The organism is Micrococcus sp. PSi08 (genome assembly GCF_054960655.1).
Window position 1 is genome coordinate 23,617 of sequence record NZ_JBHNYP010000029.1, and the last position, 9,747, is coordinate 33,363.

The 9,747-nt window shown below is 69.0% G+C and carries 13 protein-coding genes; 5 read left to right on the forward strand and 8 right to left on the reverse strand.

Annotation, left to right across the window (positions count from 1 at the left end):
* The first annotated feature begins 19 nt into the window (after positions 1-19).
* From hisN to ACFI33_RS10095, 5 genes are all read left to right on the forward strand, one after another.
* Positions 20-859 (forward strand): histidinol-phosphatase, encoded by an 840-nt coding sequence (hisN, locus tag ACFI33_RS10075; protein ID WP_041104303.1) that lies wholly within the window; start codon positions 20-22, stop codon positions 857-859.
* 77 nt (positions 860-936) lie between these two features.
* Positions 937-1,422 carry a FluC/FEX family fluoride channel gene (locus ACFI33_RS10080; RefSeq protein ID WP_041104301.1) on the forward strand — a complete coding sequence of 162 codons (486 nt, stop codon included), beginning with the start codon at positions 937-939 and terminating at the stop codon, positions 1,420-1,422.
* Positions 1,419-1,865, forward strand: a complete 447-nt coding sequence (locus ACFI33_RS10085; RefSeq protein ID WP_462623980.1) for a CrcB family protein — start codon at positions 1,419-1,421, stop codon at positions 1,863-1,865. The genes ACFI33_RS10080 and ACFI33_RS10085 overlap by 4 nt, the downstream gene beginning before the upstream one ends.
* Before the next feature lie 230 nt (positions 1,866-2,095).
* Positions 2,096-2,224, forward strand: coding sequence for a hypothetical protein (locus ACFI33_RS10090; protein WP_462623981.1), 129 nt, complete (start codon positions 2,096-2,098; stop codon positions 2,222-2,224).
* Positions 2,225-2,867: 643 nt separating this feature from the next.
* Entirely contained in the window at positions 2,868-3,875 is a 1,008-nt protein-coding gene (locus ACFI33_RS10095; RefSeq protein ID WP_462623982.1) for an IS481 family transposase, read from the forward strand.
* A 40-nt stretch (positions 3,876-3,915) separates the two neighbouring features.
* Here the strand turns inward: ACFI33_RS10095 and ACFI33_RS10100 are convergent, their stop codons facing one another.
* The 8 genes from ACFI33_RS10100 to ACFI33_RS10135 all read right to left on the reverse strand — a co-directional run.
* Positions 3,916-4,941 carry a hypothetical protein gene (locus ACFI33_RS10100; protein WP_462623983.1) on the reverse strand — a complete coding sequence of 342 codons (1,026 nt, stop codon included), beginning with the start codon at positions 4,939-4,941 and terminating at the stop codon, positions 3,916-3,918.
* 35 nt (positions 4,942-4,976) lie between these two features.
* Positions 4,977-5,489, reverse strand: coding sequence for a DUF2617 family protein (locus ACFI33_RS10105; protein ID WP_462623984.1), 513 nt, complete (start codon positions 5,487-5,489; stop codon positions 4,977-4,979).
* 275 nt (positions 5,490-5,764) lie between these two features.
* Positions 5,765-6,202: a phage terminase small subunit gene (locus tag ACFI33_RS10110; protein WP_462623985.1), complete on the reverse strand. Its 438-nt coding sequence runs from the start codon at positions 6,200-6,202 to the stop codon at positions 5,765-5,767.
* Between the two features lie 440 nt (positions 6,203-6,642).
* Positions 6,643-7,599, reverse strand: a complete 957-nt coding sequence (locus tag ACFI33_RS10115) for a hypothetical protein (protein WP_462623986.1) — start codon at positions 7,597-7,599, stop codon at positions 6,643-6,645.
* 22 nt (positions 7,600-7,621) lie between these two features.
* Entirely contained in the window at positions 7,622-7,867 is a 246-nt protein-coding gene (locus ACFI33_RS10120) for a hypothetical protein (RefSeq protein ID WP_462623987.1), read from the reverse strand.
* A 345-nt stretch (positions 7,868-8,212) separates the two neighbouring features.
* Positions 8,213-8,356, reverse strand: a complete 144-nt coding sequence (locus ACFI33_RS10125) for a hypothetical protein (protein ID WP_462623988.1) — start codon at positions 8,354-8,356, stop codon at positions 8,213-8,215.
* 112 nt (positions 8,357-8,468) lie between these two features.
* Positions 8,469-8,609: a hypothetical protein gene (locus ACFI33_RS10130; RefSeq protein WP_176726072.1), complete on the reverse strand. Its 141-nt coding sequence runs from the start codon at positions 8,607-8,609 to the stop codon at positions 8,469-8,471.
* Positions 8,610-8,787: 178 nt separating this feature from the next.
* Positions 8,788-9,747: DNA primase family protein (locus ACFI33_RS10135; protein WP_462623989.1), on the reverse strand; the 960-nt coding region annotated here is incomplete at its 5' end.

Here is a 9,747-nt window from a genome sequence, read left to right on the forward strand (position 1 = left end):
GCGGTATAGCGTGGGCGGCATGGAGCGACCTGAGAACCCTGCGACCCGCGGCCGCGACCTCACGGAGGACCTGCGGCTGGCCCACATGCTGGCGGACAACGTGGACTCGATCACGATGTCCCGGTTCAAGGCCCAGGACCTCGAGGTCAGCACCAAGCCGGATCTCACCCCTGTCACGGATGCGGACCGCGCCGCCGAGGAGTCCATCCGCTCGACCCTGTCCCGTGCCCGGGCGCGCGACGGCATCGTGGGTGAGGAGTTCGGCGGATCTCTGAGCCGCTCCGGCCGGCAGTGGGTGGTCGACCCCATCGACGGCACCAAGAACTTCGTGCGCGGCGTGCCCGTGTGGGCCACCCTCATCGCGCTGCTGATCGACGGCGAGCCCGTCGTCGGCGTCGTCTCCGCCCCCGCCCTGCACCGTCGCTGGTGGGCCGCGGCCGGCCAGGGCGCCTTCGCGGGCACCTCGCTCACGCGTGCTCAGCGGATCACCGTGTCCGGCGTGGACCGGGTCGAGGACGCGTCGCTGTCCTTCTCCTCGATCGAGGGCTGGCGCGAACGCGGCTCGATCCGCGCGTTCCTGCAGCTCACCTCGGACGTGTGGCGCGTGCGCGGCTTCGGCGACTTCTGGTCCTACATGCTCGTCGCCGAGGGCGCCGTGGACATCGCGGCCGAGCCCGAGCTCGAGCTGCATGACATGGCCGCTCTGGTGCCGATCGTGCGCGAGGCCGGCGGCCGCTTCACCTCGCTGGACGGCGAGGACGGCCCGTTCGGCGGGCACGCGCTGGCCACGAACGGCCTGCTCCACGACGACGTCCTCGCCCGCCTCCGCGCGGGTGACGAGACCGAGGGCGGCGCCTGATAGCAGTGCGGGGGGAGACGACGGCCGACCGGAGGGGCGGGCGCGGGACAGATCGCCGGCCCGGCACTGCGGGTGCGGTGGCCCTCGGCGGTGCCGCGGGCGTGCTGTGCGGTGCGGGGGTGATGAACGCGGTGACCGCGCTGGCCGGGGCGCCCAACTTCCGCGGCACGTTCGGCGCCGCGTTCGGGGCGGTCGACGTGCTGGTCCAGGCCCTGCCGCTGTTCGTGGTGAACGTGCTCGGCTCGTTCCTGCTCGGCCTGCTGTGGGCGGCCTCGCGACGCCGCGGGCCGGACTGGCGTCCACGCCTGGTGGCGGGGCTGGGAACCGGCTTCCTCGGTGCGTTCACCACCATCTCCAGCGCCGTCGCCCTGGTGCTGTGGCCGGTGCGGCTGGGCGCCGCGGCGTCCGGGGCGGGTGGCGTCCTCGCCGCGGCGGTAGCGGTGCTGCTGGTGCTCGCGCTGATGGCTGCACTCTCGACGGCGGCGGCCGTGCTCGGCCTGCGCGCCGGTGGCGCCCCGGGGTCGCGCGCGGTCGGGACGGATCGTTCGGCGGAGGACGCATGAGCGGCGCGGGATACGAGGTCTTCGCTCTCCTCCAGGTGGCCCTCCTGGCCTGCCTCGCGGCGGGCGGGGCGCTCGGCGCCCTGGTGCGCCGGCGCCTGACCGACCGGATCGGGCCCCGGGGTCTGCTCACCGCCAACACGACGGCGGCCCTGGTCCTCGGCGCCACCGTCGGCCTGGCCGTGCCGGAGCTGGTGTACGCGTCCGAGAGCTGGAGAGACGGGCAGGGGCTCATGCTCGTCGCGGCGGTGTCCGCCGTGGTGTCCGGGTTCTGCCTCGCCCTGGGGACGTGGTCCACCGTGGCCGCGGAGGCCGCCGACGCCGTGCTCGCCCGTCGATGGGGCGCGGCCGCCCGCCTGTGGGCCGCGCATCTGGGTCTGGGGCTGGTGGCCGTCGTCGTCGGCTGGGGCGCCGGCCTGGGCCTGCACGCGGTCCTGGCCGGCTGAGGGGCGGGCCGCCGCACACCGGGCGCAGACACGACGAAGGCCCCGGAATCGTGACGATTCCGGGGCCTTCCCGTGGTGGTGAGTGGAGCCGGCGGGACTATCCCCCAATCCGGCTCTGACTAGGCATTATGCGCGGCGCGGCCCGTTCCGGTCAGGTGGTGGTCAGAAGAAGACCCCCGCGACGGCGGCAACCGTCCGGGGGTATGGACCCCACGAAAGCGCGTGAAGCCATGTCCCAGCCTACCCGCACCCTCCCCCAGCTTCTCCAGCCCGTCGCCCGCGCCGTCACCTACACGGCGGTCACGGTGGCGGGCTTTGTCGTGCTGTCTCTGCCGTCCCTCTGGACCGGCCCCATGTGATCTACCGGCCCCCGCACGCGGGGCCGCGTCCTGCCCACCGTCCTAGCGCCGGTGGACGGCACGAGGTCACAGCGTGAGCCTCCAGCGTCTACAGCCCTCTGTGCTGCCAATCATGAGGGCGCGGTGACACCCCTCCCGAACGCTCCCGAACCGCCGGGGCGAGGACGGCCAGAGCTCGGCCAGTCCCAGGGCCATAGCAACAGACGCCCCGAAACACGGGGGGTCTAGTTGGCGTGGGCAAATGTCGCAGAGCTGGGGCGGAGGGCGGCGGGTCGACTGGAGTGAGGGACCGGGATACCTGGGCCCGCAGGGCTCCGCTTCTGCCTTGAAGGTGAGTGCGTACCCCGTCCAGCCCTGGAAGTAGACCACCACCCCCGGAAACACGAAAAGGCTCCGACCATCCCGCACGGGACGGCCGGAGCCATTGTTTCTGTTCACGCTGTGGACAACTCACGCCCACGTCGCCAGGCTGCGCTAGGTTGTCCTCAGCGCCGCCCGACACCCCCCCTCCGCTGGCCCGGCGGCGCTAGGTGTTGTGGGTCATGAGGTTCTTGCCACGAGGCGCCGGCTGAGATGAGACGAGTGGGCTTCTCCCGCAGGATGGAAGTTCCTACACCACCGACCTGCCCGAGAAGACCCACTCATGACTCACGCTAACGCACCCCTGACCCCCACCGGCCGACTCAGGATGGTCCACCGCCACCTGCACGACGGGATCCCGCAGGCACACGTGGCCGCCGAGTTCCGGGTGAGCCGGCCCACGGTGGCCACCTGGGTCGCCCGCTACCGCGCCCAGGGAGAAGCCGGCCTTCAGGACCTGCCCAGCCGGCCGCACCGTTCACCTGCCCAGCTCGATCCGGTCCTGGTCGCCCAGATCCACGCCCTGCGGCGGGAGCGCAAGTGGTCCGCACGGCGCATCCATCACCACCTCGTCTCTGAAGGCCACCGGGTGTGTCTTCGTACCGTGGGACGGTGGCTGCACCGACTCGGGATCTCCCGCCTACGGGACCTGACCCCGGCCGGAGAAGACCTGCGCCAACGACCCCAGAAGATCACCGCGAGAGGGCCGGGGCACATGGTGCACCTGGATGTGAAGAAGATCGGACGCATCCCCGAGGGGGGCGGCTGGCGTGCTCACGGACGTGACAGTGAAGCAGGCCGTGCTTCCAAGCGCGGGCCTGGCCGGCGGGTCGGGTACACCTATCTGCACTCGGCGATCGACGGGTTCACCCGGCTGGCCTACACCGAGGCGTTGGAGGACGAGCGGGCGGCCACGACCGTGAGCTTCTACTGCCGGGCGAGGGCGTTCTTCGCCGCGCACGGCATCACCGTGGACCGGGTGATCACGGACAACGGAAACAACTACCGGGCCGTGGACTTCACCGCGAAGGTGGTCTCGCTCGGGGGCCGGCATCACCGGATCCGCCCCTACACCCCGCGCCATAACGGGAAGGTGGAGAGGTACAACCGGCTGATGGTCGATGAGGTCCTCTACGCCCGCCCGTACTCCTCAGAGCAAGCTCGGCGTGAGGCCCTGCAGGTGTGGGTGAACCACTACAACTACCATCGGCCTCATACCTCCTGCGGAGACGCTCCTCCGGCCTCACTGGCACCGACCCGAGTCAACAACGTCATGCCCTCCTACAGCTAGGGTGCCCCCGGCCAATCCCGTTTCAACGCCGGGGGCACCGTCACGCCCGGGCGGCGGCGCGGACGATCCGCTCCACGTTCCCCGCCTCGGACAGCGGGAACGTCACCTGATTGACGATGCCCCCCGAGTCCAGGCTGTATCGCTCGCGCAGCCGGGCCGCGATCCGTTCACCCGCCGGGGTCGCACTGGAGAATCGGACGAACGCACCACCCTCACGAATGGTCCGTGAATGATTCACATCGCCCGCCGGATTGTCCCGCAGCAACAAGTATGCATTCAGGTCCAGCTCCCGCAGGGCGGGGCCGAAATCCTCGCACGACTCCGACGTATTCACATCTGCCGCCGCGAACGCGGCCACCACCGGGGCTACACCGGCGTCAATGTCCACCGTGGTCCCGTCCTTCAACGTGACAGGTTTCGTCGCGTGGATCGTGTGATGGCGGGCGCAGAACTTGCAATCACACGCGGCCAGCTGAGGATTCATGATCTCAATCAGGTTGCGCATATTTACACTCAGATCACGGCTGACGCTCCATTCCCAGCCGTTCAGATCCACGAGGTCAGCAGGGTCGAGCACGTCGTCCACGTCCTCAGCAGGCCACCTGAACGGGACAGGGGCGCTCTCCGGGTCCAGCAGCAGGCGCAGGAACCGCCCCGCCTGGCGCTTCTGCAAGCCGGTCGGATTCTCGCGGATGTAGGCCGCGTGGTCCGGGTAGGTGAGCATCTTCTCCACCTCCCGCCGGACCATCGCCAGCTGCCCGGCACACTGGCGATGCCCGTCGCCCTTGAACATGCGCGGCTCCTTCCAACCGCGCTCATTCAAGGACTCGTCATGGTGGTAATAGCCCGGCGTGGTGATATGACAACGGCAGGTCGCGCCCTCAGTCGTCAGACGCTTCCAATGCTCTGTCAGGCTCTCGCGGCTGAACGTCGCATCGTCCCGGTTCGCGTCCAGCTTGTCCAGATTGGACGCCCGCCACGGGCATTCAGCGCACGCTTTCAAGGCTCCAGCGGCCAACGGGATGGACTGGAGCGGGCGGGAGTAGTCGGGAGAATCGTAGGTCATCGTGTCTCATTTCGTGAATCAGTGGGAGTGATCTCTCAGGCGGAGTAGCTGAACGTGCTTCGAGTGGCGACCACATGCCCGCCCTGGGGGTATACATGCCACGTCGCCCACGCGCACCGGCCACCGTGGGCAGTCGCACTCAAAGCCGTGAGCGCATGGGGATCACCCGGGAACGTGACGGATAGCCCGTCATGTGCGGCGACGTGCCGGGCTATCGCGGCCACAGCAGCAGGCAAATCATCCGGTCGATAGACCGAAGACGTAAACGCATATCCGGGGCGCGCGGCATGTCGCGGTAGGTGCGGACTCAGCCCCGGCAGACATGCCAGCGTCTCAATGAGGCCCCCCACCTTCACCTGATGGGAGGCCCCCAGCACGCGCAACTCCAGGGGGCCACACTGTTTGACCGCTAACGCCTCTTGAATCGGCGTGGCAGTGCTGAACGTCAGATCGGATGGGGACGTGTCCACGAATGGCACGTCAGCCTGTGAGTGCGTCATAGCCGTTCCGTTCGGTAGGGGGAAACAATCGCCCCCGCCCGGCGTCATGCCAGGCGGGGGCGGGATGGGGGTCTCATTTGGGGGCAGATGATGCCCGGAGGCCGGCCAGCACCTCGGGGTCACGCATCCAAGCCGTGAACGCGGCACGGTCCCATTCCCGCCGGAGCGTCACCCCGGCCACGCGCAGCCGGTACGGGACACCGCCCGCGCTCCAGACGCGCACCGGCCCGTGGGAGGTAGTGAATGAGCATTGCGTGAGCCGGTTCGGATCGGTCGCAGCGGGTATCACCGGGGCCACGAGGTCACGCCGGGCAAGCCTGCGTTTACTCACCGCGGACCACCCAACCCAACGCGAGCATCCCCGCCGGCGTGAGCCCCAGCTGTGCCCCCAGGTGGCGCATCTCCTGCGCCTGCCAGGCGGACGCGGTACCCCCATAGACCGCCGTCGCATGGACGATGTACGCGGCCACAGCGGCGATAAACGAGTCATCCCACTGCGTAGCCTGCGGCGACTGCCACAGGTTCTTCCACAGGGCGCGCTCTTCACGGGACCAGTCGCGCATTTTCGGCAGGGTCGGGACGGGCAGAGTGCAGCCCTCAGCGGGTAGCTCCGTCACGTTTGAGCGCGTCCCAGCAGAGCGCCGGCGGGAGTTCGGTTTGGTCGGATTTGGCATCGGGCCGGGCATTCCGGCACCTCCTAATGTGATTTCGGTTGAGTCCATCTGCTTTGTAAAGCTGGGGGACAGCTCACCTGCGGCCATGTGCGTAGGTGTCTAGCCCCCCTGGGGAGGGGGTCATTCGTAGAGGTGTGCGCGTCGTCCGCCGGCCGCGTTGTTGCATCGTGCGTGTGATGGTCCGAGGTACTGCGTGCGGTCGTGGTCGTCGTGGTCGAGGTGCCAGGGTTCGCCGGGTGTGATGGGTCCGCCGCATCTCTGGCAGCAGATGCCGCCGCGGTTGACGCGCTCGGCCCATTCGGCGCGTGCCTTCTGGTGGTCGTGTCCGTAGCCTCGCGCCGTGGTTGTGCCCCGGCTCCGGTCGTATTCCTTGTTGTGCTCCGGGCAGTAGCGGCCCACGGCGGGACGTGGGCAGCCTGGCTTCGGGCAGATGCGTTTAGCGCGTGCCATGTCTGTTGCTCCTTGCAGTAGCGGCGACGGCCCACGCTGGTGTGCGTGAGCCGTCGCCGTGTGCGTGGTGTGCGTGGTCAGCCCTGGTGAGTCGAGGGCAGCGGGAGGCCGTAGAACTCGGCGGATCGAATGCTGATGGTCTCGGCCTCTACGGCTGCGGCCACGTCCTCGGCGGTTGCCTCGTGGACGGGCACCCAGTGGTGGAGTCCGGCGAGGATGCCCTCCGGTCCGGGGCCAGCGTCGGGCGCGGCGTCGGGGACGGTCTGCCCGGTGTAGCTGTCCCGCCACTGGATGACCCTGTAATGCAGGAACGGGGAGCCGGGCACGTCGGGGTAGGTGACGACGCGCTCCACGTTCTCGCCCGCCTTGAACTCGGCCAGCGCGGCCAGGCGTGCGGCCTCGTTCTCGGCGTGCCGTTCAGCGGCGGTGGGCACGTACTTGTCCAGGGCGGCGTCGTCTCCGCTGATGCTGGCCTGGGCCGTGTCCTGCATGTTCTCGGCCCATTCATCGGCGTAGGTGAACGTCAGCCGGTCCAGGACGCGGCGGTGGTGTGTGTCGAAGTCGGCCCCGCTGGGGGCGCGGTAGTTCGCCAGGCCGGCGGGCAGTTCCTGCCCCAGTGCCACGGCAGCCTCGTGCAGCAGGGACCGGATGGACTCAGACCGGCGCGCGATGGACATGTAGCGGGCAGCGGCGCGCATGACCGGGTCGGCCTCCAGAGCGGCGATGAGGGCTTCCTGTGCCGTCTTCAGGTCGGCCCTGTTCTCCTCGGCCAGTCGTTCGATCCCGCCCGCGTTGAGCAGGTGGTGCGCGAATGCCCGGCGGCGGTCCTGGACGCGCTGGGCCTCGGCATCGCTCCGTCGCTGGAGTTCATCGCGTGCGGCTTCGGCCTGGGACAGTGCGGCTTCCACCTTCTTCTGTGCTGCGGTGCGCGCCTTCTGGGCTGCATCGTTCACGGATGCGTGGGCCTGGTCGGCGGTCTGGGCGAGCTTGGTCAGCTGCTCAGTGGTCATCTCAGAGATGGGGTTGGTGGTCATGGTGCGTGTCCTCCTTGGACGGTCAGTTGTGGTGCTCGGGGCGGGGGTTGATGGTGATTGAGTCGAGGGCGTCGGCGAGGTCGTGCGCCAGGCGGTACGCGGCCTCGGGGGTGAGCATCTGGCGGGGTTTGCCCATGCTGAAGATGCCTACGCCGTCATGCGGTACGCCGTGTTCGTCGGTGAGTTCGACGCGCTCGGCGCGGATGGTCTGACTGATCTGGTTGTTGTGCGCCCACATGTGGGGGCGGGTGACGAATCGGGCGGTCATCGGTGGTCCTCGGGTGTGGTGGTGGGCAGCGGGGCGGCGGGTGTGCCGTCCGCGTTGGTCATGGGGGGATGGTCTGGGCGGGGCGCGCGTGGCCCCTTCCCGGCGGGGTGTCGCCTCATGGCGTCCAGCACGTCGGCGCGTCTGTCGCGTCCGCCTCGTGCGAGGGCTACGAACCGGCGCACGTCGGCATCGGTGTACGTGGGGCGGGCTCTCATGGGCGCTCCTGGGATCGGTTGAGGGCGTGGCGGATGCTTTGGCACTCGTTCCGCAGGTACGCGATTTCAGCGGCTGCACGTTCGAGTGCGGTGGTGGCGGCGTGTTTCGGTGTGGGCCGGGAGAGAGTGCTCACGGGTGGGCCTCCTTCTTCAGCTCGGCTAGTTCGGCTTCGGCCTTCTCGGCGCGGAGTCGATGGCGTTCGGCGCGGTCCATGTGAAAGCGCAGCATTTGACGCAGCTGGTCGGCCTCGGTGGGGCGTTCGGTGTCGGTCATCGGTGGTCCTCGGGGTCGGTGGCGTCCAGCAGCTCGGCGCGTCGGTCGCGTCCGCCTCGTGCGAGGGCGATGAACCGGCGCACGTCGGCGTCGGTGTATCCCGGGCGGGCTCTCATGCGCGCTCCCGGGCTACGTCGAGGGCGTAGCGGATGCTGTCGCACTCGTTGCGCAGGTATGCGAGCTCGGCGGCTATGCGCTCCGGTGTGGTGGTGGCGGCGTGTTTCGGTGTGGGCCGGGAGGTGGTGGTGCTCATTGGTCCTTCCTGGGGACGACGACGGCCCCCGACCGTGAGATGGTCGAGGGCCGTCAAATCGGCTTGTTTCTGCGGTTCAGGTGGTGCCGGTGTAGGGAGGTGAAGGGTTCTAGGAAACTTTCTATAGCTCCCCTCGCGTGGGGAGGTTTACAAATACCCTTCACCACCCTTCACCCGGTCAGTCCTCGCACTCGGCGGCGAGTCCGATTCCGAACCGAACCATGCCCACTTTCCTGCGCTTGGCCGGGTATCCCAGCCGGTCCAGCTCAGCCCCGAATGCCTTAGCGCTCAGAGGGTCTGCCCCGTCCTGCACCGCCCATGCCGCCCATGACTGGTGCAGGTCACTGGAGCGCGCAGACGCGCCCGCCATGACGACGCAGTTCTCGGCGATGAACCGGCGCACCGCGTCAGACTGGACCGCGTAGGCATCCGTTGCAGCCTTCACCGCGTCAGGCTCACCCATGCCGTGGTCCTCGTAGTCCCACCATCCGCGCACCGCCCACGTCACTACAGCGTCAGCGGCGGCGCGCAGACGCTCGGGCAGGGCCGTGTCCCGGTGCTCGGGCGGGATCACCACGTCAAACGGGATGACCCGGACCCGTCGCCACACCGCCGGGTCATTGCCCTTGACCTTGGGCAGGTGATTGGTGACGAACACGAATTGGTGTGAGGGTTCCCAGGTGACAGGCGGCTGGTACAGGTTCCGAGCCGTGATGGGATCACCACCGGTCAGGCGCTTCATCAGCGCCGCGTCCAGGGGCTTGCCCTCTTCGGTCTCAGAGCCGATGACCAGGCGGGCACCGAACAGCTGCATCATCTCCGGACCGCCTGGCCCCCGTGCGGAGGTCATCAGCATGTCGGGGTCAATGACCGCCGCATAGTCCCCCAGGGCGTGAGCGATGGCCGTATACGCGGTTCCCTTGCCGTTCGCCCCGGTCCCGGTCAACACCGGGAACAGGTGCTCACGGACGGCCCCGAACACGGCTTGCCCGATGACACGTCGCAGATACTCCCGCTCTGCTTCGACCGGGAGGATCGTTGCCAGAAACGCTTCCCACACGCCCCCGCCCGCGTCTGGGTCCCACGCTCCACGACACACGCGCGTCAAGCGGTCGGCGGGGTCGTGGGGGCGCAGGGT